Below are 26,476 nucleotides of genomic sequence, written 5' to 3' on the forward strand. Positions count from 1 at the left end.
TGCTTAATTTACGCCAAAAAAAGAGCCGCACCCCGATTGAGTAGCGTGCGGCATTTTCAACTAACTAACCAAATTAAATTTCAATTATGAAATCTCAACCATTTTTTTCAAGACTTTCTTTTCCATTTTTGGAACTGTAATCGTCAAGATACCAGCGTTATAAGCGGCATTAATTTCTTTCGAATTTGCTGTTTCAGGCAGCGTAAACACTCTTTTAAACTTTCCGAAGTAAAATTCCTTATGTGTGAATTTAGAATCTTCGTTCTTTTCTTTCTCGTCAGATTGTTTAAGCTCTTCTCTTGAAGACACTGTTAATGTGTTCTCTTCAACTTCAATCGCGATATCGTTTTTATCAATACCAGGGATAGCAATTTCTAGAACAAAATTCGTGCTTTTTTCCGATATATTGACGGCTGGAATGCTAAATTTTTCATAATTAGGCACGTCCAATCTATTTTCAGTAAATAAACCTTCAAAAATTGAAGGAAAAACCGTACTATTTCTTCTAACTGTTTTCATTTTCTAATAATTTTTTATTACTAATAGTTTCTGTGAGGTCTATTTCAAAAAGAATTCCAAACCCATAAAACTGTCTATTTGACTGATTTAAACGAAAAACAGCTGACTTTTTGACTTGGTTATAGTACCAATAATTCTTATTTAATTCAATTTTAAGAATATTGACATTGAATATAAGTACTTTAGTTTTCTGACTAGATTGTATGAAGAAGCTATACTTAAGACTTAAATCCTTTTTTAACACCATTCAGGGTAAGATTGCGTTTTACCCAACGCTCTTAGCACTCATAGGATTTAATTTTTCCTTTCTAATGGTGTGGTTAGAAGGATTGGGAATTTCTAAAAAAATAGTTTCTAATTTTCCGCAGTTAATGATTGAAGATGGAGATACGGTGCTCACACTTATAAGTGTTTGTATTGGAGGATTAATCTCTATGATGGTTTTTAGCTTTTCTATGGTAATGCTCTTGCTAAGTCAAGCATCGAGTAATTTCTCTCCACGCTTGCTACCCGGACTTATTAGTGATAAAAAGAATCAGCTTATCCTTGGCACGTACTTAGCCACAATTATATACCTTATTTTTATTTTGTTTTCTATAGAGCCAGATGACAAAAAATATACGTTACCTGGGCTCTCTATTCTACTTGGAATTATCATGACTCTGGTTTGTCTTGGAGCATTTATTTATTTTATTCATAACATGTCGCAAAGCATTCAGATAAATAATATTCTTGACTCAATCTTCTACAAATCGAAAGGTCGGCTTATGAAAACAATTGAAGCCGAAAAAAATGTAGAAAATTCACGAGCAGGGGCTTTTCCGAGTACAGAAAATTGGTACAGTTATACTACTAAAAAGAGCGGCTATTTTCAAAACATATCTATTCAAAATATCTTAGACATTTGTAAAGAAGAAAAAACAAGAATATATCTTGCTATTCCAAAGGGCTTTTTTGTTCTTCAGCATGTACCCTTTATACTTTCAGAAAAAAAGCTAGAGGAAGATACATTACGTAAAATAATAGACAATATCAATTTTGCCCGAGGCGAGTTTGTTGAAGACAATTATGTGCTGGCCTTTAAACAAATTACTGAAATTGCCGTAAAAGCCATGTCGCCAGGAGTAAACGACCCTGGAACTGCCGTGAATGCTATAGATTATCTTACCGAACTTTTTGCTTTACGCATGCTGAAACATGACAACGCATTATACATGGAGACAGACAAGGTGTTGCTAAAAATTAATACAGTAGATTTCAACGAATTAATATATACCAGCATGGCTTCATTACGAACCTATTGTAAGCACGACCCTGTGCTTGTAGAAAAATTACTTCGTATGCTCCAGTATTTAGTAAGTCAAGAAAATAGTGCACTTAAGAGTTATAATATAGCTGTTAGCAATGAAATACACACACTATTAAAGGATGCGAAAGCTTCAATTACCAACAAAAAAGATTATAAGCGAATAAAAAAATTGGCTAACAATTAATTGTAATAGGTATTGAAAATTTGCAGTAACTCTTGAGACGGGATAATTTTATGTTCATACCGCTCCATAGCAACCAATATCTGATCTACCGCGCCAGGTCTTAACCCTAACTCCAGTCCAAACTCACGCAACAGTTGTACTTCTTTTTCATGAGTCTCACCATCTACATTCATTAATAACACCATTCTATGAAAATGCGTAATACGCTCTAATTCTGTAAAAGTTGCTTTTGTTGGTAATGGGTCATGAAAGAGTTCATCTACTTCTTTTGGAGTAACACCTATTCGTTCTGCAATACGCTGAATGAAGTCATATTCGCCATGTGTAATCTTATCATCTGCCTTCGCGATAAGAATTAGATCACTTATTAAAGATTTTTGCTCTTTATTCATATTTCAAAAATAAAAAAAATCCCGAAGCAATGCTTCAGGACTCTTTTAAAATGACTATCAGTTTGTTGTTAGTCTTTAGAAACAAACTTTACAGGTAATGTAAATACTTTACCCTTTTCTAAAGTGGTTTTTAAAATCTTGCGATTAAGACGTTCGCTTATAAATGTAGAGACATCTGCATCAGTACAGTCTACCGAAAGTAATACTACCTCGTTTTGTTTGTTTACAACAAACTCTACATGTACGGTCTGGTTTTCTGTCACCAGAAACGAAGGATTGTCTAATAAAGCACTAATTTCTAACGCCACCGTTTCAGGCGCGTCGTTACTGGACGGATTTGTTGCTAAAGCACTCGCTGCGATTACTAACGAAAGTGCCAAAAAAACTGTTTTTAATGTTTTCATGATTTTTTTGATTTAATTGATGAATAAATTACTTACTAAATAGACGACCACTTATAATCATTTGTTACATAAAAGCCTGACAAATAATAAATTGTTAACATATATTAACGTATGACCTAGATTAATAGTCTAACAAGAAACAAAACTGTGGTATATGCCAACACCCTAGCCAAATTGCACTGCCGCTTCCAAATATCCTTTACATTTGGGGAACTTATCCCATAAAAAAAGCCTTGGTTATAAACCAAGGCTTTCAATTCTTAAGCGCGAAGTGTTAGGCAAGTACAGCTTGTACTTTATCTGCTGCTTCTTGAAATTCGATGGCGCTTTGCACATCCAATCCACTATTATCAATAAGTTCTTTTGCAATATCTGCATTGGTTCCTTGTAAACGCACAATAATTGGTACGTTAATAGTCCCCATGTTTTTATAAGCATCTACAATACCTTGTGCAACACGATCGCAACGTACAATACCTCCAAAGATATTTACTAGAATTGCTTTTACGTTTGGATCCTTTAGAATAAGGTTGAAAGCAATTTCTACACGCTCTGCGTCTGCCGTTCCACCCACATCAAGGAAGTTTGCTGGCTCACCACCTGCTTGCTTAATTAAATCCATTGTTGCCATAGCCAGACCTGCACCATTTACCATACACCCAACATTTCCGTCTAGGTCTACATAGCTTAACCCTACAGCCTTTGCCTCTACCTCTACCGCATTTTCTTCTCTAATATCGCGCATTGCTTCGTATTCTTTTCTACGGAAAAGCGCATTATCATCGATACTTACTTTTGCATCTACGGCAATAATTTTATCGTCACTAGTTTTAAGTACTGGATTAATTTCAAACATAGAAGAATCGCTATTGATATAGGCTTTATACAATGCAGAAACAAACTTCGTCATTTGTTTGAATGCCTGTCCGCTCAACCCTAAGTTAAACGCCACTCGTCTCGCTTGAAAAGGCATTAAGCCAACGGCCGGATCAATTTCTTCTGTGAAAATAAGGTGCGGAGTAGCTTCAGCAACTGTTTCTATATCCATACCTCCTTCGGTAGAATACATAATCATGTTTTTACCTGTAGCGCGATTTAAAAGTACGCTAATGTAGAACTCTTCTGGCTCACTATCTCCTGGATAATATACATCTTCAGCTATTAGTACTTGGTGTACTTTCTTACCTTCTGCACTCGTTTGCGGTGTAATCAAGTTCATCCCAATAATCTGACCAGCAATTTCTTCAACTTCTTGAAGGTTTTTTGCCAGCTTTACACCACCACCTTTACCACGTCCACCGGCGTGTACTTGTGCCTTAATTACATGCCAGCCAGTACCTGTTTCTTCGGTAAGTTGCTTAGCAGCTTCAACAGCTTCTGCGGGAGTAGTAGCTACTTTTCCTCGCTGGATTTCTACTCCAAAACTGTGTAATATTTCTTTTCCTTGATATTCGTGTAAATTCATAATAGGATGTTTCTTGTTTTTAAGCGCGACAAAAATACAAATTGTAAGGCGTATTTAACACCTATTTCTTCGGAATTTCCTTCAAAATTTCTAGCACAAACTCCCAAAACTTCTTTGTTGAAGAAATACTTGCTCGTTCGTCTGGTGAGTGCGCTCCTTTTATGGTAGGTCCAAATGAAATCATGTCCATTTCTGGGTAATTTTGTCCTAGAATTCCGCATTCTAATCCGGCATGACATGCGGCTACATGTGCCTTCTCTCCGTGAAGCTTTTCATATAAACCGTCTAACACCTTTAAGATTGGACTATCCATATTTGGCGCCCAACCAGGATACTCTCCAGAAAAAGTCACATCGAAACCAGCTAAATTAAATACAGATTTTAGCGTATTTGCCATATCTAGTTTTGATGAATTTACCGAAGAGCGTGTTAAGCACTCTACCTTACTACTTCCTTCCTTTACCGTAACTTTCGCTATGTTGTTTGAAGTCTCTACCAAGTCTTCAATAGCAGGACTCATTCGGTACACACCATTGTGCAGTCCATACATGGTTTGGAGCAATTGAGTCTGTCCAGTTTCTGCCATTACTTTTGTTGCGTTGGTATTAGAAGCTTCGCAAACGATTGCCAATGAAGGTTCCAGCAATTTATACTCTTCCTTAATTTCTGATGCAATTCTTTTAAATTCAGATTCAAAAGCATTTTTATTTAAGGTTTCAACCACAATTTTGGCTACACTTTCTCTAGGTATGGCATTACGTAGACTACCTCCCTGTATCTCGGCAATACGAATAATTCCTTGACATTTGTAAAGGACACGGTTCATCATTTTGTTGGCATTACCCAAGCCCTTAATGATATCCATACCACTATGTCCACCTTGCAAGCCTTTAACGGTAATTGTGTAGGTTGTGGCATTCTCTGGAGCTACTTCTTCTTTATAGTATTTTTCTGCTGTTACATCTACGCCGCCAGCACACCCAACACCAATCTCATCATCTTCTTCGGTATCTAAGTTCAATAAAATCTCACCTTGTAAAAGGCCGCCCTTCAATCCCATAGCTCCTGTCATACCAGTTTCTTCATCGATGGTAAACAGTGCCTCAAGAGCAGGATGTACAATTGTATCACTTTCTAAAATAGCCATAATGGTTGCCACTCCCAGACCATTATCTGCCCCAAGGGTAGTTCCATTTGCCCGAACCCAGTCGCCATCTACGTGCATTTCGATTCCTTGGGTATCGAAATTAAAGTCGGTATCATTATTTTTTTGATGCACCATATCAAGGTGGCTTTGCATAACAATTGCTTTTCTATCTTCCATTCCTGGCGTTGCAGGTTTTCTAATAATAACGTTACCCACTTCATCTTCTATGGTTTCTAAACCAAGAGAATTTCCGAAGTCTTTCATAAAAGCAATAACCCTTGTTTCCTTTTTGGAAGGGCGCGGTACTGCGTTTAGGTCTGCAAATTTATTCCAGACAGCTTTCGGTTCTAAATTTCTAATGGCTTCGTTCATGTTGGTATACTAAATTAATAAGTTAATATTTCTCTCGTCAAAGTTACGAGTTTTCGTATTTTTAGTGGCTATAAGAAATGTTTGTTATTCACAAATCGTACGATTGTTTTTTAATGCTCTACGCTTTCGCGGAAATAGTTCTACGGATGTACAGACAAGTTAAAAACGTACTAAAAAAATAATCATTGAATAAAATTTCCGCAGTATTTAAGGCAAGTCGTACCAAATTAATCTTAGCACTACTTCTTCCTGTGCAATACTTTGGTTTAAAGCTATTGCGTCACTTTCCAGAATTTATAGAACGCTATTACAGCCAAGGTATATTTCCTTTACTTTCAAAAATCTCACGCTATTTATTTGGGTGGATTCCATTTTCTATTGGAGATATTTTTTACATACTTATTGGTATAGTAGCGCTGCGTTGGTTGTATAAAAATGTGCGTCGCTTAAAACGCGAACCTGTACGTTTTTTTATCGATATTGCTGCAACGCTCTCCTTGGTCTATTTTGTCTTTAATCTTTTATGGGGCTTCAATTATTACAGAATGCCTTTGCATGAAACCTTAGCATTAGAGCGAGATTATACTACAGAGCAACTAATTGAAACCACAAAGCGTCTTATTGCGAAGTCGAACGCCCTACATCGCGAATTAGGATTTGAAGACAGTACAAAAGTGACCTTACCATATTCTCAGCAGGAAATTTTTGACATGAGTGATAACGGCTATAAAAATCTTGAAAAAGAATTTCCGCAACTAGCCTATCACCCTAAAAGCATCAAAAAAAGTGGATGGAGCTTAGGGTTAACCTATATGGGATATAGCGGATATTACAATCCGTTTTCTGGTGAAGCACAGGTAAATAACCTCATTAAAACCTATAAATTCTCTGTTGTAAGTTGTCATGAACAAGCACACCAAATTGGATATGCAGCAGAAAACGAGGCCAATTTTGTAGCAACATTAGCCACCTTACACAATGATAACACCTATATAAAGTATACGGGGTATATTTTTGCCCTTCGGTATTGTGTGAACGAGATTGCTAGACGCGATATGGAAGCCTACGAGGCGTTACTACCTACTATTAACTTCGGAATCTTAGAAAGTTACCGAGAAATGCGTGAATTTTGGGCGAGTTATCAAAATCCGTTTGAGGATATCTCCAAAGCTTTTTGGGATCAATTTCTGAAAGCTAATAATCAATCTAAAGGGATTATGAGTTATAGCTATATGGTAGCCTTGGTTGTTAATTATTTTGAAGACAAGCCTTTTTAGAGGTGTACTTCAACATGCCTCGTATGAAAACGGTGCGTTGTTACGAATAGTACTTGCATTTCACAATGCATTTGTTCTTCAACTCTTATTTGACTTTCTTAATAACATGTTAAACCATTCTTAATGCTTTCAGAAGAAAAAAGTGTGTAGTATCTTCGGAAAGCAATAACTTCAATCAAAAAAACATGAAAAACCGACTTCTCTGGGTGCTGTTTTTATTCAGCGTGACCCTCACCTCGGCACAAGAGTACTTCCCTGACAACGGGGGGCTTAAAGAGCAAAACACAAACTACACGGCTTTTACAAACGCTACCTTATATATTACGCCTACAGAGGTGGTAAAAAACGGTACCTTACTAATTCAGAATGGTAAGGTAATAGCTGCCGGAAAATCGGTACGTGTTCCTTCTAATGCTATTACTATTGATTTGCAGGGTAAGTACATCTATCCTTCCTTTATAGATCCGTATACCGATTTTGGTGTAGCCAAGCCCAAAAGAGAAGGAGGCGGTCGTCGTTCTCCACAGTACGAAGCCTCTCGAGATGGATTTTACTGGAATGACCACATCATGCCCGAAAATGAAGCCATTTCAAAATTTAAGTACGACAAAAAGAAAGCTGATGCTTTTAGAAAAGCTGGCTTTGGCGTATTAAATACACATATCATGGACGGTATTGCCCGTGGTACTGGGGTACTCGTAGCGCTTAATGATGATGAAGGAGCAGGTATAAGAATTATTAATGACCAGAGTGGGCAGTATTTTTCATTTAGTAAAAGTGTAGCCAGCAGACAATCGTACCCTACCTCACTTATGGGTGCCATGGCATTGTTAAGACAAATGTATAGCGACGCTGCTTGGTATGCGAAAGGAAATTCTAAAACCAAAGACCGTTCGCTAGAAGCTTTAAATGCAAATAAAAACCTTGTTTCTTTTTTTGAAGCAGGTAGTAAAGACAATAATCTACGCGCAGACAAAATTGGTGATGCATATGGTATAAATTATATAATTGTTGGTGGTGGCGATGAATATGAAATGCTAGAGGCTATCAAATCTAGTAATGCCCGATATATCATTCCGCTAAATTTTCCCGATGCTTATGATGTAAGTGATCCGTATGCCGAAAAGTACTTGAGCATAGAAGACATGCGCGAATGGAACCAAGCGCCGATGAACCCTAAATGGTTATCTGATGAAGGAGTACAATTTTCTCTAACCACTTTCGAATTGAAAAACCCTTCAGAATTAAAGGGGAATCTTACAAAAGCCTTTAATTATGGATATGACGAGACAAAAGCGTTAGAAGCACTTACCACAATTCCTGCAGCTTTCTTAAATGCGTCTGATAAAATAGGCTCGTTACAGCCAGGACGGTATGCAAACTTCTTAATTGCCTCTGGTCCTATTTTCGATAAAGAAACAACGCTTTATGAGAATTGGGTACAGGGACAAAAGAATGTGATAAACACAAAAGATCAAAAAGACATACGTGGAAATTATAAAATTTCAGCAGGAGGAAAAACCTATGACGTAAAGTTAAGCGGTGACATTGCCAAAATGAAATCGGAAGTATCTATTGGTGATACTAAATATCCGTCAAAAGTGAGTTACAGTGATAATTGGGTAAGCTTAAGCTTCACAGACGAAGCCAGTAAAGAAGTATTTCGCACTACTGGAATTATTCCAAAAGACGGTCAGAACTTTTCAGGTAAATTACTACTGCCTTCTGGGGGAGAACAAGATTTTACAGCCATAAAGCAAAATGGTAGTAGTGCAGACGAAAAGAAAGATAAAGAAGATAACCAAAAACCAAATGAGGTAGTACCTATTACTTACCCCAATGTAGGGTACGGATTTACAACCAAGCCACGCCAGCAAAATATGTTGTTTAAGAACGCTACGGTTTGGACAAGTGAAGCTAGTGGCATCTTAGAAAACACAGATGTACTTGTTAAAAACGGTAAAATTGTATCTATTGGCAAGAATCTAAGTGCTGGAGGAGCCACAGTTATTGACGCAACTGGCAAGCACCTTACCGCTGGAGTGATAGATGAACACTCGCACATTGCAGCGCTCTCTATTAATGAAGCTGGTCATAATTCTTCGGCAGAGGTTACTATTGAAGATGTTGTAAATCCTGAAGACATAAATATCTACAGGAATTTAGCCGGTGGCGTTACCTCTATTCAAATTTTACACGGAAGTGCCAATCCTATTGGAGGACGTTCGGCAATTCTGAAATTAAAATGGGGAGAAGATGCCGACGGATTGATTTATGATAACAGTCCGAAGTTTATCAAATTTGCCTTAGGTGAAAATGTAAAGCAAAGTAATTGGGAGAGCTATAGCCGATTTCCGCAGACACGAATGGGAGTAGAACAGATGTATGTAAACTATTTTAATCGCGCCAAGCAATACGAAGCGGAGAAAAATAGTGGAGCCGACTACCGATACGATGAAGAGATGGAGGTTTTAGTTGAAATCTTAAACGGCGAACGTTTCATTAGTTGCCATAGTTATGTGCAGAGTGAAATAAATATGCTAATGAAAGTAGCAGAGCGTTTCGGCTTTACCATAAATACTTTCACGCACATTCTTGAAGGATACAAAGTTGCAGACAAAATGAAGCAACACGGTGTTGGAGCCTCTACCTTTAGTGATTGGTGGGCGTATAAATTTGAAGTAAATGATGCTATACCTTACAATGCGGCGATAATGGCAGATCAAGGCCTTGTGGTTGCTATTAATAGTGACGACAGGGAAATGTCTAGAAGACTAAACCAAGAAGCTGCAAAAAGTGTAAAGTACGGAGGTATGAGCGAAGAAGAAGCCTGGAAAATGGTAACTATTAATCCGGCAAAGCTCTTGCACATAGACAATAGAACAGGAAGTATTAAAGAAGGAAAAGACGCAGATTTAGTACTATGGAGTGATCACCCGCTATCGGTATACGCCAAAGCTGAAAAAACAATCATTGATGGCGTTACGTATTTTGATGCCGAGAAAGATAAACAGATGCGGCAGCAAATAAAAAACGAGCGTACCAAGTTGGTAAAATTAATGCTAGACGAAAAGAACGGTGGAGGTAAAACTCGAGCACCAAGAGGAAGAGATAAAAGAGAATTTCACTGTGAAACCATTAACTAAGACATCATGAAAAAGTATATATCTATCATTTTAGCGCTAGTTATTGGAAGCGCAGTAGTTGCACAACAAACACCTGCTCCTGTTCAGAAAGAGGTGATAACAATCTCAGGAGCCACCGCTCACCTAGGAAACGGATCTATTATTGAAAATAGTGTGATCGTATTTGAGAACGGCAAGATTACCGCTATTGGTAATGCTAGTACTCCAACAAAGGGAAGAACAATAAATGCACAAGGTAAGCACGTATATCCCGGGTTTATTGCTCCTGCCAAATCGTTAGGACTAATAGAAGTAAACTCAGTACGCGCAAGTGACGATCAGGACGAGTTGGGTGAATTTATCCCTAACGTACGTAGCTTAATAGCCTACAATGCTGAGAGCAAAGTAGTTGAAAGTATGCGACCAAACGGAGTGTTACTCGGTCAAATTGCACCGCAGGGAGGAGCTATAAGTGGTACCTCTTCTATCGTACAATTTGACGCTTGGAATTGGGAAGATGCAGCAATTAAAGTAGATGACGGCATACACCTTAACTGGCCTAACAGCTTCCGTCGAGGCAGATGGTGGTTAGGCGAAGATCGTGGCTTTAAACCAAATAAAGATTACGCAAAGCAAATTCAAGAAGGTGTCGATTTTATACAAAACGCAAAAGCTTACGGTTCTGGAAAAGCAGGAGAACAACCAAATGAAGCCTACAAAGCCATGCAGGGTTTATTTAATGGTAGTCAGAAACTCTACGTATACGTGCACGGTGAAAAAGAAATGATTGATGCCGTTACTACAGCAAAAGAAAATGGTATTAACAATGTGGTAATTGTGGGTGGATACGAAGCCTATAAAATTATTCCTTTTCTAAAGAAAAACAACGTTCCTGTTTTAGTACGTCAGCCACACGCCACGCCTCAGCGAGACGACGATGATTACGACATGCCTTACAAACTGCCAAAATTATTGGTAGATGGCGGACTGTTGGTTGGATTGCAAAACGCAGATATGAGTAATTTTCAGACCAGAAATCTACCTTTTTATGCAGGTCATGTTGCAGGCCAAGGACTTGACAAGGAAAAAGCATTACAACTCATTACTGGAAATACTGCGGAAATTTTAGGCATTTCAGACAGTTACGGCACATTAGAAATTGGTAAAAGTGCTACTTTGTTTATAAGTGAAGGAGATGCGTTGGATATGCGTACAAATGTCTTGACGCATGCGTTTATCGACGGTCGAGAAATTTCTTTGGAAACCCACCAAACAGAGTTATGGAAGCGATATATGGAAAAGTATAGCAGAGAGTAATGCTCTTGGACTAGCGTAGTGTTAAAATAGTGACTGGTGAAAGATAAAATTGTTTATCTCTTCATTATAAAATTTGAAAATCTAAAAAATTATACTAATTCCATGAAACCTGCCACAGCTGTACAGCTTCGCAAAGAAGTGAAATTTCGCTCAAAGGAGGAATTGGAAGCATTGTGCTTGCGATTGGCGCGATTTAAAAAAGAAAATAAAGAGCTTCTCACCTATTTACTATTTGAAGCCGATCATGAAGACAGTTATGTAGCCGAAGTAAAAGATCATATTTCTGCTCAATTTGATGCCATAAACGCGGCAAAATTCTACTATGTAAAGAAAAGTATTCGGAAAATACTTCGGGAAACAAAAAAGTACATTCGATACTCCCCTGTAAAAGAGACGGAAGTAACGTTATTGCTGCATTTTTGTGAAACCATGATCCATTTCAGCAGTAGCATAAAACGCAGCAAAACCATGATGGCATTGTACGAACGACAGTTGCAATTGATAGAAAAAAAAATTGAAGATTTACATGAAGATCTTCAGCATGACTATTTATACGAATTAAGAGAATTACCAAGATGATTACAATATATCATAACCCAAGGTGTAGCAAATCGAGACAAGGACTGGCCATTGTTGAAGCTAGCGGACAAAATTTTGAAGTGGTAAAGTACTTAGACATTCCCTTTTCCGAAGAAAAGCTTCTAGAAGTAGTAAAACTGCTAGGTGTAAAACCCATAGATTTGGTTCGAAAAAATGAAGCCATCTGGAAAGAACAATTTAAAGGTAAAACAATCTCTGATGGCGAAGTGATTTCGGCCATGATAGCTCACCCCAAATTAATTGAGCGTCCAATCGTTGTAAATGGTAATAAAGCTGTTGTTGGCAGACCTCCAGAAAGCATTTGTGATATTTTATAATTTGTCCGGCTTTTTTTAACAAAACTTTGTAGTTTCTAGGTTAAACCCACCTGTATTTTAGCAGTCCAACATCCAAATAAAATTCATGAAACTACTTACCAGCCTACTTGCGTTACTTTTTAGCGCTTTTTTAATAGCTCAAACCGACGTTACCGCAACAGGAAAAGTACTTGAACAAGGTACTAACTATCCACTAGAATATGCAACGGTATCATTTATAGACGCCACTGGAAAAACTGTCACAGGTGGGATTACCGATGTAGACGGAAATTTTTCAATAGACATTCCTTCTGGTACGTATACGGTAAAATATGAGTTTATAAGTTATAAATCTATTCAAAAACCCAACCTGCAAATTCAACAGGCTACCACGCTACCTACAGTCTATCTTTCGTTAGATTCTGAAAGTTTAGATGAAGTGGTGGTACGTGCCGAGACAACAGAAGTTCAGATTAGGCTAGATAAAAAAGTATATAATATAGGAAAAGACCTTACTACAAGTGGTGCCACCGTAAGTGATGCATTAGGGAATGTACCTTCTGTAACCGTCGATGTAGATGGTGCAATTAGTCTAAGAGGTAATGAAAATGTACGTATTCTAATTAATGGAAAACCTAGTGCCATTGCCGGGTTTGGTAGCACCGATGCCCTACGTCAACTTCCGGCAGATGCTATTGAACGTGTTGAAGTAATTACATCACCCTCTGCTAGATACGATGCAGAAGGAACTGCTGGTATCCTTAATATTATACTACGGAAAGAGAAAACATTGGGGCTAAACGGCTCTGTACAGGCAAATTTAGGGGTTCCTCTAAGTAGTGGTTTAACTGGTAATATTAACCTAAGAACCGATAAATTCAATATATTTAATACAACAGGGGTACGCTATAACAAGTCTCCTGGTAACGCCTATTTTGAAACTCGATATTTAACGGCGAATGCTTCTAACCCGTTAGTGACAGAAGACCGCGAGTATGACCGATTAAATCGCGGATTTAATACCAACTTAGGAATTGAGTATTATTTAACCGATAAATCTTCAATTACAGCTTCGGGATTTTTGCGATTGGGAGACGACGAAGATGTCACTACCAATTTAACAAAAGAGTTTGACGCGGCTAATGTACTTGCTATTGAACGAAGTAGAATAGAGACTGAAACTGAAGAAGACACCAGTCTTCAATTCTCGTTAAATTACGTGAACAATTTCGACACAAATGGTCACAAACTTACCATAGACTTGCAAGCAGAAGATGATGCAGAAACAGAGACTTCTTTTATTGATGAGTTTAATACGTTTCCTACCAACGAGTTACTACCCGCAGAATTTATTACGCAAATAGAAGACCAAAATGAATATTTAGTACAAGCAGATTATGTACGACCTATTGGGGAGAATGCGCAATTTGAAGCGGGCTACCGTGGTAATTTTGAGAAAACAGTAACAGATTATTTGCTTACCGAGCAGCTAACGCCAGGCGGAGCCTTTGTAAGAAACGATAGCTTGTCTAACGTATTTACCTATGAAGAGAACGTAAACGCCCTTTACACTCAATATGGGAACAAATTTGGAAAGTTCTCTTTCCTATTAGGACTAAGATTAGAAGACACCCAATTAAAAGGAGAAGTTACTGGAGAAGATATTACAAGTAATGACGATTTCAACGTAAACTTTGATAACAGCTATACAGGGTTATTCCCAACAGTAAATGTTGTCTATGAACTGGGAGAACGTGAAAATGTTACACTAGGATATAACCGTAGAATTAATCGTCCGCGTGGATTTTTTATTAACCCATTCCCTTCTAGAAGTAGTGAGGCTAATGTTTTTCAAGGAAATCCTAGCTTACGTCCTGCTTTTGCAAATGCATTTGATCTAGGGTATTTAAAAAGATGGAGCAAATTAACACTCACAACATCTGTATACTACCAGCGTGAAACCGATGCTTTTGAGCGAGTGAGTGAAGATACTGGTGAAGTAACGCCAAACGGTGTTCCTATTATTAGAACCATTCCGTTTAACTTAGCTACTAATGAACGCTACGGTTTTGAAGCAGGTGTTTTGTACAATCCAGCAAAATGGCTACGTCTTAATGGTAGTTTCAACTTCTTCGGATTTAAAACTGTAGGTATATTTAACGATGTGGACTATGGTACAGAAAACACCAGTTGGTTTGCACGTGGAAGTAGTAAAGTAACACTTCCGTATAAGATAGATTGGCAGACCACTGCATTTTACAGAGGCCCAAGGATTAATGCCCAGGCCGAAACAGAAGGTATGTTATCTGTAAATCTAGCTTTCAGTAAAGATATTATGAGCGACAATGCTACAATTGGGTTTAATGTAAGTGATTTACTAAATTCAAGAAAAAGAAACACTACTACAATTACTCCATCTTTTGAAAGTGAGTCTGAGTTTCAATGGCGTGAACGACAGTTTAATTTAAGTTTTACCTATAGATTCAATCAGAAGAAAGAACGTCAACGTGGAGGAAGAGGCGATGGAGATTTTGACGGCGACGATGGAGACTTTGGAGATTAAAAAACACAAAATACCCCACAAAAAAAGGAGCTCAAGTTGAGCTCCTTTTTAATTATATCTAGACGGCTGTTTAACTTGCCTCTCTTTCTTTTCTTTTCGCTTCACGCTTTAATTTGAAATTTTCTAGTAAAGCTCCACCAATCCAATAAGGAATAAAAGAAACTAAGAAAATCATTAACCAAAAACCGATTGTTAAAATGGTTAAAAATGCTAAAAATCCTAAATACTGATCAAAGTCGAACATAATCTGCGTGTTTTGCTAGGCAAAGATAACAAGGTTTTCTCTAAAAAAACAAAAATTAATTCCTATTTATCCACAACAATTAAACAGTTGGGTTCTTGAGTAGGCTTTTGTCTTTTTGTAACTTTGCAACCTCTAATAGTAAGACAATGAACTACCGAATAGAAAAAGACACCATGGGCGAGGTTCAAGTACCTGCCAATAAGCTTTGGGGAGCTCAAACACAACGCTCTCGTAATAACTTCAAAATTGGGGCTGCTGGGTCCATGCCGTTAGAAGTAGTCTACGGATTTGCATATCTGAAAAAGGCGGCAGCGTATACCAACTGTGAATTGGGGGTACTTTCCGAAGAAAAAAGAGATTTAATTTCTAAGGTCTGTGATGAAATTTTAACTGGAATGCATGATGATCAGTTTCCATTGGTAATTTGGCAAACTGGAAGCGGTACCCAAAGTAACATGAACGTAAATGAAGTGATTGCCAATCGCGCACATCAATTAGCGGGAAAAACAATTGGAGAAGGTGATAAAACATTACAACCTAACGACGACGTAAATAAGAGTCAGTCTTCTAACGATACCTTTCCAACTGGAATGCACATTGCCGCGTATAAAAAAATTGTTGATGTTACCATTCCTGGCGTAGAACAACTACATGCTACACTCGTTAAAAAATCTAAGGACTTTAAAGATGTTGTAAAAATTGGACGTACGCACTTAATGGACGCAACTCCATTGACACTCGGACAAGAATTTAGTGGATATGCATCTCAGTTAGACCATGGTTTACGCGCGTTGAAAAATACGTTGGCACATCTTTCTGAACTTGCCTTAGGAGGAACTGCTGTGGGAACAGGAATTAACACGCCTACGGGATATGCTGTAAAGGTAGCCGAGTATATTGCAAAATTTACAGAGTTACCGTTTGTAACCGCAGAGAATAAGTTTGAAGCACTAGCTGCACACGATGCGATTGTAGAAACGCATGGTGCGTTAAAACAACTTGCCGTTTCGTTAAATAAAATTGCAAATGATATTAGAATGTTAGCAAGTGGCCCAAGAAGCGGGATTGGTGAAATAACGATTCCCGCTAACGAACCTGGCTCATCTATCATGCCCGGTAAGGTTAATCCAACACAATGCGAAGCCCTTACTATGGTTTGCGCACAAGTAATGGGTAATGATGTAGCTATTGGAGTTGGTGGTATGCAAGGTCACTACGAGTTAAATGTATTTAAGCCCCTAATGGCTGCAAATATTTTGCAATCGGCTCAGCTAATTGGAGATGCCTGTGTCTCTTTCGATGAACATTGCGCAGCGGGAATAGCACCTAATTCTGAAGTAATTCAGAAAATGTTGAATAATTCGTTAATGCTAGTTACTGCCCTGAACACTAAAATTGGGTATTACAAAGCAGCCGAAATAGCAAATACCGCACACAAAAATGGTACTACTTTAAAAGAAGAGGCCATAGCCCTTGGATATCTCACATCTGACGAATTTGATGCTTGGGTAAAACCTGAAGATATGGTCGGGGAAAAATAATTTTTATAACATACGTTTAAAAGCTCTTACAAATACTTATTGTAAGAGCTTTTTGTTTTTACCGAAATGTATAGATTATTAAAAAACACATAAAAATATCGATTAAATGCAGATTTATTAGTTGAAATGTAATTTTTGCGTATATTGGACTACCCAAATAATTAAAACCAACTTATGATAAGGCTACAATTTTACCCCGTATTGTGGTGTCTTTTAATAGTAGTTTTAGGAAATATTACAGCTTCAATCGCTGCCGAAAGTGAACTTTCATTCAAAGCGAAAAGTGCCGTAAATACTACTAAAGTCAACAAAAAGGCAACTGCGTTTCAAGCTTTTAAAAAGGCTCATTTTATCTCAGAATTAGATAGCGACGCATCTATTTCGAGCAGCATAAATCAACCCAACACCCAAAAAGGTGAAACGGCAGAAAATGCACAACTTGAAGAAATTTCCTACAATAATTTACAAACGGAAAGTGTTGTTCAAGAAAAAAATTCAGAAAAAAGCCTATTGGCCGCACAAGTATCTCAAGCAGATAATGCAACGTCGTTTAAACAAGGCATGTATTATGGGTTTGCACTCATGGTATTACTCGTAAACATCTTGTGCTACTTTATTTTTGATGAACGTCTTTTTCTATTTTACGCCTTAGCATTAAGTGGAGTTACAGCCGTGTTTTTCTATAACGACGGGCTTCATCATCTCTTCGGACTTACAGGCCCAGCTAATCCGTTTTTAGTTCAATCGCTTCTATTGTGGTTTGCTATGGGCTTTAGTGCGTTGTTTGCTTCGAAGTATTTAAATCTTGAAGAATTTTTTCCGAAGATAAAATTTATAACATTCCCATTGGTTTTAATTGGTGGTGCGTTGGTATTTTCGGCATATGTAGCCAAAGATACGGTAACTGCTTACGCGGCAAATTTTGTTTCTATTTCGGTACTCATTTGTTATTTCATGGCCGGGGTTTTCTTATTCAGCAGAAAAAACTATGCGAAATTTTATGCAATTGCGGGCTTTATACCTCTACTCTTCGCTGTAGATTTCTTTGTATTGAAAAACATAGGAATAAACTTTCTTTCTACGGAAACGGTACATATTAAAATCGCCGGACTTATAGAAATGCTTATTTTAACGTATGCTATTATCTATAGAATTCGTGCGGTTAAAGAAGAAAATGAAATGCGCCAGACAGAAATGCGCATCTTCTTAAAGCGCCAAGAGGCAATGAATCGTCAGAGTGCAGTAAAGTTGTTAGAAGATGTATATCTTGAAAATCTAATTATGCACTATGATCTTGATGGTTTAGAGATAAAGTTACTTCAGTACATTAGTGAAGGAAAAGAAAATGATAAGATTGCTCGAAAGCTTAAGACTACTGAAGAAGATATTGAAGCGCTTACAAAAGAACTATATGAAAAATTAGAGATTGGTGAACAGATTCAAGAAGACTTTAGACTACTTGACAGTCAGCCAGACTATCTCTATAATTAAAGTACCCCCCGCGAGGATGTTTTTTACAACCTCCCAACTAAACCTAACTCAAGGGTAGACTTAACAAGTCTACCCTATTTTGTTGGTATAATATTTCTTGTACTTAATAAACGAAACTACACTTAAGACAACAAAGAAGCCTATTAGATAATATATAAATGTAGGTGTTACTGGCACATCGCCGCTTGCATAACTATGTAAGCCTGTTAGGTAAAAATTCACCCCAAAGTATGTCATCATAATGCTAGCGTACGCAAATATTGAAAATACAGCAAATGTCCATTTACCACGTAAACCAGGAACCAAACGTGCATGAATCACAAAAGCGTATATCATAATACTAATCAACGCCCAGGTTTCTTTTGGATCCCAACCCCAGTAGCGTCCCCAACTTTCGTTAGCCCATTGCCCCCCGAGAAAATTTCCGATAGTAAGCATTACCAAACCAACAGTTAATGCCATTTCAGTAATAATGATGAGCTCTTTTATATTAAGATCCATCTTTTTCTTGTTCTCTTTGGTTGTAAGTAAGATAAGAAGCAAAATGGTAGTTCCTAGAATCATTCCTAAGGTGAATGGCCCATAACTCGCCACAATTACTGCAACATGAATCATTAACCAATAGCTATCTAACACAGGAACCAGATTAGAAATACTTGGGTCTAACCAATTCTGGTTTGCCACCCACAAAATAATAGCAGCTACAAATGCCGTAGAGGCAATAGTAAGGTCACTTTTTCGTCCAAACGCTAAGCCAAAGAAGACTGTCGCCCATGCTACGTAAATAATACTCTCGTACGCATCACTCCAAGGTGCATGTCCGCTAACATACCAACGAGCAATTAAGCCAAGGGTCATTAGCGCAAAAAAGGTCCAAATTACGTATTTACAAGCTTTTATCAACGTGTTTACACGCTTACCTTCTTTAAAAATTTGGAAGATGATAAAGACAAACATAAGTACTCCCATTACTGTAAAGTACATGTATAGCCTATTGAAAATATCTACTTTATTATATACTATCTCAGCCTTTATTTTGTTTTCTGATGGAATAACAGAAGCCCCATAGGTTCTCTGAAACTTTTTAATTCCTTCTAAAAGTTCATCTGCCTGCGTATAGTCACCCGTTTTTCTTGCAGTTGCTAGACTTTGAAAATATGCTGGTAAAATAGTACGCACCGCCATAGAATCTTTACCCGTGAAATTGGCCTCGCCTAATTCTAGATACGACACCCATTTATTACCTGGATCGTTAGGTATAGGAAATATTTTTAGAATACTACCGCTTAAGGCTTCGTTAAGCAAGAAAACGTTCTCGTACACCTTAATAAAATCCTTCTCAAACTGGTTGGGGTTATTTTTAGATGTCGCCTTTTCTAAATAGGGATCTAACTTATTAGTACCCTTTTCATCGAATAGGTCTAACAATGTAATTTTTTTAGTCGCTACTGGAACATCCAGCACCTGCCGAATACTATCATTTCCTCTTTTTAAACTTACCAAAGGCACTTCTACCCAAAGCCTTGGAAACTCTGTCATGGAAATAAATACCTGATTAGCATCCATACCAGCATAAGTATTGCTTCTGCTAATCTTACGCAACAACTGGCTTGCGTAGGTGTGTACGGGTTTCATGCGCCCGTTGTCTTGAATAATTAATTCTGAAAATTTAGCAGCATGTTGCTTATCTACAATATTTGCCTTTATAATACTATCTATCTGTTCGGCCTTAGCCTCGGTATGCTCATGTGCGTTGGTCTGTGCCTGACCAGCAAAAGCAATCAACGCAAATACAATAGTGAGTGCTGCTTTTTTTGCTTTCACTTTATCTAACATTCTCTTTAAAGAACCAAATCGCGATCCTTTCACAAAGAGTATTGCCATTAGTCCGAAGTAAAGCAAGAAATACCCGATATAGGTAATCCATGTTCCCCATGCATCGTGGTTTACAGACAAAATTGTTCCTTTTTCATCTGGGTTAAAACTGGCTTGGAAAAAGCGGTATCCTTTATGATCAAGGACGTTATTCATAAAAACTTCAGTATCAAAAAATTCTGTTTCAGAATCACTTACTGTTAGTTTACTTTTAAACGATTTATAATTACGTTCGGTACCAGGATATTTTTCAGCAATAAAATCGCGCAGCGTAATACTAAATGGCAGCTCGTATTCCTTAGAGCCATACGTAATGTAGACGTCCAGACCATTTACTGTAACCTTGGTAGGGTCTGGTGCATTTCCAACGCCCCCTAACAACTCTACTGTTTTAGTCTCACCTCCAGCGGTAACATCTAAAATCAATCCGTCTGCATTAGTTTGCTCTGAAGCTTCTGCCCGTACCACACCTTGACGTCCTACGGTAACTGGACTCGGAATTACAAACTGCATATCGGCTATGTTGTATAGAGAGCGAAGCATTAGCGTCTGTACACTATCTTTAATAAACCTTCGCTGAAATTGCTCCATATTAGCAGATGCCTGCCCTGGCTGTATACCAGCAGCACTTAATTCTGCCATGTTTAAAAACGAGCCTTCAAAAGGAGCTACAATTGAATAACTACCATCGGTTTCATTGTAAGTAATATTAATGGCACCTTCTGTGGGATTGTTAAGGGCGAACAAAATATTATGAATGTTTGCTACTTGCCCAATTTGCAACCAATGATCATGTTTTTCACCGCCACTACTTTCTACAATCTTTAAATATCCTTCTCCATCAACCTCAGCTATTAAACTTTCCTTGGCATTTTTTATAAAACTCTTTAAGGTTATCGACACAGGAACACCGTTATAGTCTGTGTGCATAGAAAAGTTGTTGTCTAGTCTTTCTGAAAAGCGTACTTCTTGTGCTGGAATCACCCTACGTTGTTGCACTCCATCTACCACAAAATCGCCATCTACAAATGCTGTAACAAAAGTGTTGTCTGAAAGAAACTTATTTTCTGTAGCCCCCTCGCGAATTTCCATTCTACCTTCATACCCTATGTAACGCGTAACAAAGGCACCAACCAAAATTAAAATAAAGGACAAATGAAGAATTAGTGTAGCCCATTTCTCTTTTTTATACAATCTGAAACGAAAAATATTTCCGCAGAAATTGATGACAAAAAATACCATAATAGCCTCAAACCACCAGGCATTGTAGATAATCTCTCGGGAGTAAGGTGTTGGTGAGGTTTCTGAAGAGGCGTCTAGAAATGTTCCAACGGCCATGGCAACAGCAAAAACAATAAATAAAACAGCGGTAAGGCGGGTTGAAAAAAGGAATGCGGCAAGTTTCTTTTGCATTGGGCAATTTTTATGCAAATTTAACCAATCAAAACCACAAAAACTACATCATTTTATTGAATCGGTAGCATTATTTTTACGTGCGTTAAAAATTTGAAGATGAATAAAAGTTCCCATGTTTCTAGCCCTATTTTTGGCTATCTGAGCTAGTTCACCAACAAACAGGTCGTCTACAGTTTCAAACCACATATTAAGCCAAACACCAAAATGAAGTTCGTTTATGCTATGTCCTTCGGCTGTATCTACTTCAACATGCTTCTGTATTGGGTTGCCCTTAAACTTCCGTTTAAAGAAAAGATTGGTCTCCCAAAAATCTGTAAGATGCTCAAAATGTGTATCCCAATCGGTTATCGCTCTATTAAATATGGGCCCCAGCAGTTCGTTGTTCTGCACCTTTCCGTAGAAAGTTGAGACCAATAGGTACACATCTTCTCGTGTTGTAATATCTTTTCTTGCCAACATTCACACAAGGTACTAAATTACCCGGGGTTTCTATTTATCCTTAAACTGAAATATAACTTTTAACCACACAAAAGGTCTTTCAAAAACTTAGTACCTTCGCAATATGATTCGTGTTGTGATACTTGGTTACGGAAATGTAGGGTTTCATTTGCATAAAGCAATTACCGCCTCGTTGGGTGTAGAAGTGGTTCAGGTGTATAATAGAAATAGAATAGACAATTTAGCTACGGCTCAAACTCAAAAATTAACGGAACTTGTCGAAGCCGATGTATACATCATGGCGATTCCTGACAACGCAATCGCTTCATTTTCTGAAGTACTACCGCTTTCAAACAAACTCGTAGTTCATACGTCTGGAGGTGCCGCCATGAACCAGCTTTCGAGTGGTAATCGAAAAGGTGTTTTTTATTTGTTGCAAACCTTTAGCAAGGAAACTGAAGTAGACTTCAATAATATCCCGATTTGCGTTGAAGCTGAGAACGTTAACGACACCGCACTTCTTAAAAAGTTAGGCGAATGTATTTCTGAAAGTGTTGTTGAAATAAATTCAGATAAGCGAGCCATCTTACACCTTGCCGCAGTTTTCGTAAATAACTTTGTAAATCACTTATACGGCATCGCTTCGGAAATTTCCGAAGAAAATAATATTGACTTTAATTTACTGAAACCGCTTATTACCGAAACCGCAAATAAACTAAGTACGCTATCGCCTTCTGATGCCCAAACGGGTCCGGCCAAACGAAACGATACAAAAACCATAGAAAAGCATTTACATCTTTTAGAAGATAGCAAGTATGCTGAAATCTATGAGCTACTCACCCAATCAATTTATGCGAATCAAAAGAAGCAAGACTAAACCAATACACTACGATGGAAAAAAGCTATAAAGAATACCTCAACCATATCACCACACTTGTTTTTGACGTAGATGGGGTGCTTACAGATGGAACCATAACAATTACAACCGAGGGAGAAATGTACCGCTCTATGCACATTAAAGACGGGTATGCATTAAAAACCGCCATAGACCAAGGGCTTCATGTCTGTATTATTAGTGGTGGCTCTAACGAAGGTGTACGTAAACGTCTGCAAGGTTTGGGCATTACAGATATATACTTAGGAACACATCAAAAAACCGACACGCTTAAAAAATATCTTTCAGACAATAAGCTCTCTGCAGAAAACACACTATATATGGGCGACGACATCCCTGATTATTATGTGATGCAAGAAGTTGGCTTGCCTTGTTGCCCGCAAGATGCTGTGCCAGAGATTAAAGAATTGAGTAAATATGTTTCGCATAAAAAAGGCGGTGAAGGTTGCGTGCGCGATATTATTGAACAAGTTTTAAAGGTACAGGGAAAATGGATTTCTAAAAGTAGCTTTAGCGCAAAATATGATTAACGAAATACGTACACTTTAATACCTAAGAAATGGCCTTTCTGCGTATCGTTCGCCCTGTTAATTTGTTGCTACTTCTGTTCACCCAAGTAGCTATAAAATATGGCTTTTTTGAGCCATTAGGGATCGATGTAGCTATGGGACATATCGATTTCGGCTTTTTAGTAGTCGCTACGCTCTGTATTGCTGCTGCGGGAAATGTAATTAACGACATTCACGATGTTGCCATTGATACCATCAATAAACCTGGTCGCGTGATTCTTGGCACTAAAATTTCAGAAAAAAAAGCATATAACTTTTATCTTGTACTTAATGTTTTAGGCGTGGGAGCCGGATTTTTAGTCGCTAATAGACTTGGTCATCCTGGCCTAGCAGCTATATTTATTGGTATTTCTATTTTACTTTATAGCTACGCTAGCTATCTTAGTACTATCGTTGTACTTAGTAATTTGGTAATTTCTATACTTGTTGCGTGTAGTCTTTTAGTGCTCATTATTTTTGATATTTATCCGGTCATTATCGAAAACCCAACAGCTTTGCAAATTACTGCTGCCACGACAATTGTTTGGTTTGCAGCCTCTGCCTTTTATCTAAACCTTCTGCGCGAAATTGTAAAAGACATTCAAGATGTTAATGGCGATAAAAATGGAGGTCGAAATACGTTAGCAATAGTACTAGGGCGTTCTAGAACAACTACTATTGTTTTTGGCTTAGGGCTCATTGCGCTTTTTGCACTGTTATGGTTCACAAATACGTATTTGTACAACTTTAAAACAGTTAATTCTTATTTTATATTTTTAATAGGTGCGCCTCTCCTCTATTTTTGCATTCGTGCTTGGAATGCCAAACGAGCCAAAGACTATATGGTACTGTCATGGATCTTAAAACTTGTAATGTTTACTGGGGTCTGTAGCCTTTTATTTTTTGCTGAAATTTTAACTCTTTAGAAATGAATTTCGACACCTCACAATCTGTTATACTAGAAAACGAACGTGTATTGCTTAGACCGCTACACTCCGAAGACATTGAGCATCTTGCTATCTTCTCAGAACAAGAACCTGAGCTTTGGGAATATTCTCTTCTACCTGCAAACGGTCAAGAAAACTTGAAACAGTACATTGCCATTGCCTTAGAGAAAAAAAAGATAGGCGATTCGTATCCTTTTCTTGTATTCGACAAAAAAGCGAATGCCTACGCTGGGAGCACTCGATTTTATGACATTCAGAACACACATAAAAGTGTGCAGCTTGGGTACACTTGGTATGGTAAAGAATTTCAGCGCACTGGGCTTAACAGACATTGTAAGTATTTAATGCTTGAATTTGCATTTGAAACGCTGAAGGCAGAACGTGTAGAGTTTAGAGGAGATGCTAACAACGCACGCAGCATTGCTGCTATGAAGGGCATAGGTTGTACCGTAGAAGGAATATTAAGAAACAATTGTAGCAGTCCTACGGGTAGAAGGGATAGTATTGTGTTGAGTATTCTAAAAACTGAGTGGGTTTCGCATGTAAAAGAAAACCTCAAACTAAAAATAATGTAAGTTATGCTTCGAGAGAAATTAAAAAACCACACCCTTATTCTAGCGTCTGGATCGCCGCGAAGACAGTATTTTTTCAAGGAACTTGACCTAGAATTCACCATAGATGTTCGTGCAGTTAATGAAGTATACGACAGCCAATTAAAACAAGCCGAAATCACCGAATACCTTTCTAAGCTAAAAGCATCGGTTTTTACAGACCTAAAGGATACTGATATACTTGTGACCAGCGACACCATTGTCTGGAAAGATGATAAGCCCATCGAAAAAGCAAAAGATGAACTTGAAGCTAAAGCCATGTTGCGTAACCTGAGTGGTTCTATGCATGAGGTATATACTTCGGTTTGTTTTACGGGCAAAAACTTTCAGAAGGTAGTATCAGACTGTACCAAAGTGTGGTTTAAGGAACTTTCCGAAGAAGAGATAGACTATTACATTAAAACCTATGAGCCCTACGATAAGGCCGGAAGTTATGGGGTTCAGGAATGGTTGGGATATATTGCCATTACTAAATTAGAGGGAAGCTATTTTAACGTAATGGGGCTACCTACAAGACTGGTGTACAAAACTTTTCTAGAAATCGCTAAAGCTTGATTTTTCGTACTTTTACTGAAAATTTAACTGCTATGAAGTTTTATCAAATTACGCTGTTACTCTGTGGCTTTGTTTTAGTTTCTTGTACTAATTCTGAAGGAAATTTAATCCCAAATAGCGAGAACAGCCAACTAAATAAGTCTGCTGAAGCACCCCAAAGACAACTCTCTGAAGCTTTTAAAGCTTATTGGTACGCAGGTGATGCAGAAATCACTTCATATGCGTTAAGTCAGGAACGCTATGGAGAACTAAGAGATGGTACTGCGGTAACTATATTTGTGACCGAAGATTTTTTACCCGAAGCTCAAGTAAAGGCAGATAGAGCATCAAGTAGTAATATACCTGTTTTAAAGCTCAACAAGACTAAAAACTACGTTACAGGTATCTACCCATACACAGTAATGTCCAGTACATTTACACCTGCCGCAGCTAAGAGCGCTGCCTTGAAAATTTCGCATGCTACACAAGAGTGGTGTGGGCATGTGTATGTGCAATTAAACAATAGAGATCAATTTGAAATCATTCAACACTCGTATTTTGAAGGAGAGGCAGACGCATCAAAAACATTAGAAAAAACATGGCTAGAAAACGATGTATGGAATCTCATAAGATTGAAGCCAGAAGAATTGCCAACGGGTAACCTTACCATGCTCCCCTCCTTTGAATTTTTTAGAATGCATCATAAAGATATTGAAGCTCATAATGTTTCAGCAAAACGCACCACCACAGATTCGTTGGTAGCCTACGAACTAAATTACCCAGCGCTTAAACGAAATTTAAAAATTTACTACAACAAAGACTTTCCACATACTATAGAACGTTGGGAAGAATCTTATGCTGATGGGCTAGTAACTACCGCAACTAAAATGAAGCGTATAAAAACTGCCTATTGGGGGCAAAATAGTACTACTTTTGAACACTTAAGAGATTCATTAGGACTTTAAA

General features: G+C 37.9%; 23 protein-coding genes. 15 read left to right on the top strand and 8 right to left on the bottom strand.

The window, feature by feature from the left end; translation table 11 throughout:
• Positions 1 to 84 precede the first annotated feature (84 nt).
• The gene (locus G5B37_RS05025; protein ID WP_164678975.1) at positions 85 to 519 is read right to left on the bottom strand and encodes an Hsp20/alpha crystallin family protein; all 435 of its coding nucleotides are present in this window, start codon (positions 517 to 519) and stop codon (positions 85 to 87) included.
• Positions 520 to 722: 203 nt separating this feature from the next.
• On the opposite strand from G5B37_RS05025, the gene G5B37_RS05030 reads away from it, so the two are divergent.
• Complete coding sequence (locus G5B37_RS05030; RefSeq protein WP_164678976.1) at positions 723 to 2,012, top strand: DUF2254 domain-containing protein; 1,290 nt, start codon at positions 723 to 725, stop codon at positions 2,010 to 2,012.
• Here the strand turns inward: G5B37_RS05030 and G5B37_RS05035 are convergent.
• The 4 genes from G5B37_RS05035 to G5B37_RS05050 all read right to left on the bottom strand — a co-directional run bounded on the left by G5B37_RS05035 (position 2,009) and on the right by G5B37_RS05050 (position 5,792).
• Positions 2,009 to 2,404: a TerB family tellurite resistance protein gene (locus G5B37_RS05035; protein WP_164678977.1), complete on the bottom strand. Its 396-nt coding sequence runs from the start codon at positions 2,402 to 2,404 to the stop codon at positions 2,009 to 2,011. The two genes, G5B37_RS05030 and G5B37_RS05035, sit on opposite strands and share 4 nt — an antisense overlap.
• A gap of 68 nt (positions 2,405 to 2,472) precedes the next feature.
• Complete coding sequence (locus tag G5B37_RS05040) at positions 2,473 to 2,808, bottom strand: hypothetical protein (protein ID WP_164678978.1); 336 nt, start codon at positions 2,806 to 2,808, stop codon at positions 2,473 to 2,475.
• Between the two features lie 274 nt (positions 2,809 to 3,082).
• A complete protein-coding gene (gene sucC / locus G5B37_RS05045) occupies positions 3,083 to 4,273 on the bottom strand; it encodes an ADP-forming succinate--CoA ligase subunit beta (RefSeq protein WP_164678979.1) in 1,191 nt (396 codons plus the stop codon).
• Positions 4,274 to 4,334: 61 nt separating this feature from the next.
• Positions 4,335 to 5,792: an aminoacyl-histidine dipeptidase gene (locus G5B37_RS05050; protein WP_164678980.1), complete on the bottom strand. Its 1,458-nt coding sequence runs from the start codon at positions 5,790 to 5,792 to the stop codon at positions 4,335 to 4,337.
• A gap of 185 nt (positions 5,793 to 5,977) precedes the next feature.
• Between G5B37_RS05050 and G5B37_RS05055 the strand changes: the two genes are divergently transcribed.
• The 6 genes from G5B37_RS05055 (at position 5,978) to G5B37_RS05080 (ending at position 14,970) form a co-directional block, all read left to right on the top strand.
• Positions 5,978 to 7,069, top strand: a complete 1,092-nt coding sequence (locus G5B37_RS05055) for a DUF3810 domain-containing protein (RefSeq protein WP_263649847.1) — start codon at positions 5,978 to 5,980, stop codon at positions 7,067 to 7,069.
• A gap of 185 nt (positions 7,070 to 7,254) precedes the next feature.
• The gene (locus G5B37_RS05060) at positions 7,255 to 10,215 is read left to right on the top strand and encodes an amidohydrolase family protein (RefSeq protein WP_164678981.1); all 2,961 of its coding nucleotides are present in this window, start codon (positions 7,255 to 7,257) and stop codon (positions 10,213 to 10,215) included.
• Positions 10,216 to 10,221: 6 nt separating this feature from the next.
• Complete coding sequence (locus G5B37_RS05065; RefSeq protein ID WP_164678982.1) at positions 10,222 to 11,511, top strand: amidohydrolase family protein; 1,290 nt, start codon at positions 10,222 to 10,224, stop codon at positions 11,509 to 11,511.
• Positions 11,512 to 11,613: 102 nt separating this feature from the next.
• Entirely contained in the window at positions 11,614 to 12,090 is a 477-nt protein-coding gene (locus G5B37_RS05070; protein WP_164678983.1) for a hypothetical protein, read from the top strand.
• Entirely contained in the window at positions 12,087 to 12,428 is a 342-nt protein-coding gene (arsC, locus tag G5B37_RS05075; protein ID WP_164678984.1) for an arsenate reductase (glutaredoxin), read from the top strand. Before G5B37_RS05070 ends, arsC begins: the two co-directional genes overlap by 4 nt.
• Before the next feature lie 85 nt (positions 12,429 to 12,513).
• The gene (locus G5B37_RS05080; protein WP_164678985.1) at positions 12,514 to 14,970 is read left to right on the top strand and encodes a TonB-dependent receptor domain-containing protein; all 2,457 of its coding nucleotides are present in this window, start codon (positions 12,514 to 12,516) and stop codon (positions 14,968 to 14,970) included.
• Positions 14,971 to 15,040: 70 nt separating this feature from the next.
• Here the strand turns inward: G5B37_RS05080 and G5B37_RS05085 are convergent, their stop codons facing one another.
• Complete coding sequence (locus G5B37_RS05085) at positions 15,041 to 15,214, bottom strand: hypothetical protein (protein ID WP_164678986.1); 174 nt, start codon at positions 15,212 to 15,214, stop codon at positions 15,041 to 15,043.
• A gap of 146 nt (positions 15,215 to 15,360) precedes the next feature.
• On the opposite strand from G5B37_RS05085, the gene fumC reads away from it, so the two are divergent.
• Together fumC and G5B37_RS05095 are read left to right on the top strand one after the other, a co-directional pair.
• Positions 15,361 to 16,755, top strand: a complete 1,395-nt coding sequence (fumC, locus tag G5B37_RS05090) for a class II fumarate hydratase (protein ID WP_164678987.1) — start codon at positions 15,361 to 15,363, stop codon at positions 16,753 to 16,755.
• A 174-nt stretch (positions 16,756 to 16,929) separates the two neighbouring features.
• Positions 16,930 to 18,246 (top strand): 7TM-DISM domain-containing protein, encoded by a 1,317-nt coding sequence (locus G5B37_RS05095; protein ID WP_164678988.1) that lies wholly within the window; start codon positions 16,930 to 16,932, stop codon positions 18,244 to 18,246.
• A 69-nt stretch (positions 18,247 to 18,315) separates the two neighbouring features.
• On the opposite strand, the gene ccsA is transcribed toward G5B37_RS05095, so the two are convergent.
• Both ccsA and G5B37_RS05105 read right to left on the bottom strand, forming a co-directional pair.
• Complete coding sequence (ccsA, locus tag G5B37_RS05100; protein ID WP_164678989.1) at positions 18,316 to 21,534, bottom strand: cytochrome c biogenesis protein CcsA; 3,219 nt, start codon at positions 21,532 to 21,534, stop codon at positions 18,316 to 18,318.
• Positions 21,535 to 21,582: 48 nt separating this feature from the next.
• Complete coding sequence (locus tag G5B37_RS05105; protein WP_318527366.1) at positions 21,583 to 21,996, bottom strand: group III truncated hemoglobin; 414 nt, start codon at positions 21,994 to 21,996, stop codon at positions 21,583 to 21,585.
• Between the two features lie 103 nt (positions 21,997 to 22,099).
• Here G5B37_RS05105 and G5B37_RS05110 point away from each other — a divergent pair, with 103 nt between their 5' ends.
• Genes G5B37_RS05110 through G5B37_RS05135 form a run of 6 tightly spaced genes read left to right on the top strand, consistent with a single transcriptional unit; the run spans position 22,100 to position 26,475 of the window.
• Positions 22,100 to 22,852, top strand: coding sequence for a Rossmann-like and DUF2520 domain-containing protein (locus G5B37_RS05110; protein ID WP_164678990.1), 753 nt, complete (start codon positions 22,100 to 22,102; stop codon positions 22,850 to 22,852).
• A 14-nt stretch (positions 22,853 to 22,866) separates the two neighbouring features.
• On the top strand, positions 22,867 to 23,400 hold the full coding sequence (locus G5B37_RS05115; RefSeq protein WP_164678991.1) for a KdsC family phosphatase: 534 nt from the start codon (positions 22,867 to 22,869) through the stop codon (positions 23,398 to 23,400).
• Positions 23,401 to 23,429: 29 nt separating this feature from the next.
• A complete protein-coding gene (locus tag G5B37_RS05120; RefSeq protein WP_164678992.1) occupies positions 23,430 to 24,344 on the top strand; it encodes a geranylgeranylglycerol-phosphate geranylgeranyltransferase in 915 nt (304 codons plus the stop codon).
• Between the two features lie 2 nt (positions 24,345 to 24,346).
• Complete coding sequence (locus tag G5B37_RS05125; RefSeq protein ID WP_164678993.1) at positions 24,347 to 24,940, top strand: GNAT family N-acetyltransferase; 594 nt, start codon at positions 24,347 to 24,349, stop codon at positions 24,938 to 24,940.
• A 3-nt stretch (positions 24,941 to 24,943) separates the two neighbouring features.
• Positions 24,944 to 25,531 carry a Maf family nucleotide pyrophosphatase gene (locus G5B37_RS05130; protein ID WP_164678994.1) on the top strand — a complete coding sequence of 196 codons (588 nt, stop codon included), beginning with the start codon at positions 24,944 to 24,946 and terminating at the stop codon, positions 25,529 to 25,531.
• A 32-nt stretch (positions 25,532 to 25,563) separates the two neighbouring features.
• Positions 25,564 to 26,475, top strand: a complete 912-nt coding sequence (locus G5B37_RS05135) for a septum formation inhibitor Maf (RefSeq protein ID WP_164678995.1) — start codon at positions 25,564 to 25,566, stop codon at positions 26,473 to 26,475.
• The last annotated feature ends 1 nt before the right edge of the window (position 26,476 follow it).

Source organism: Rasiella rasia, assembly GCF_011044175.1.
GTDB lineage: Bacteria > Bacteroidota > Bacteroidia > Flavobacteriales > Flavobacteriaceae > Marinirhabdus > Marinirhabdus rasia.